General features: G+C 40.2%; 1 protein-coding gene. It reads left to right on the top strand.

Annotated features, from left to right (window positions below; genetic code table 11):
- The coding region (locus ACFINA_RS09740; RefSeq protein WP_375615537.1) for a hypothetical protein at positions 1-652 on the top strand (652 nt) is incomplete at both ends.

Consider the following 652-nt stretch of genomic DNA (forward strand, 5'->3'; position numbering starts at 1 on the left):
AACAACTTGAGCAAAAAGAGCAAGAGTGCGCTGGACATAAAGATATTATTGCACAAAGGGAACAGAAGTGTCTTCAATTGACTGAACAACTTGAGCAAAAAGAGCAAGAGTGCGCTGGACATAAAGATATTATTGCACAAGGGGAACAGAAGTGTCTTCAATTGACTGAACAACTTGAGCAAAAAGAGCAAGAGTGCGCTGGACATAAAGATATTATTGCACAAGGGGAACAGAAGTGTCTTCAATTGACTGAACAACTTGAGCAAAAAGAGCAAGAGTGCGCTGGACATAAAGATATTATTGCACAAGGGGAACAGAAGTGTCTTCAATTGACTGAACAACTTGAGCAAAAAGAGCAAGAGTGCGCTGGACATAAAGATATTATTGCACAAAGGGAACAGAAGTGTCTTCAATTGACTGAACAACTTGAGCAAAAAGAGCAAGAGTGCGCTGGACATAAAGATATTATTGCACAAGGGGAACAGAAGTGTCTTCAATTGACTGAACAACTTGAGCAAAAAGAGCAAGAGTGCGCTGGACATAAAGATATTATTGCACAAGGGGAACAGAAGTGTCTTCAATTGACTGAACAACTTGAGCAAAAAGAGCAAGAGTGCGCTGGACATAAAGATATTATTGCACAAGGGGAACA

The organism is Bartonella sp. AC10YNML, from assembly GCF_042196825.1.
Classification (GTDB): Bacteria; Pseudomonadota; Alphaproteobacteria; order Rhizobiales; family Rhizobiaceae; genus Bartonella.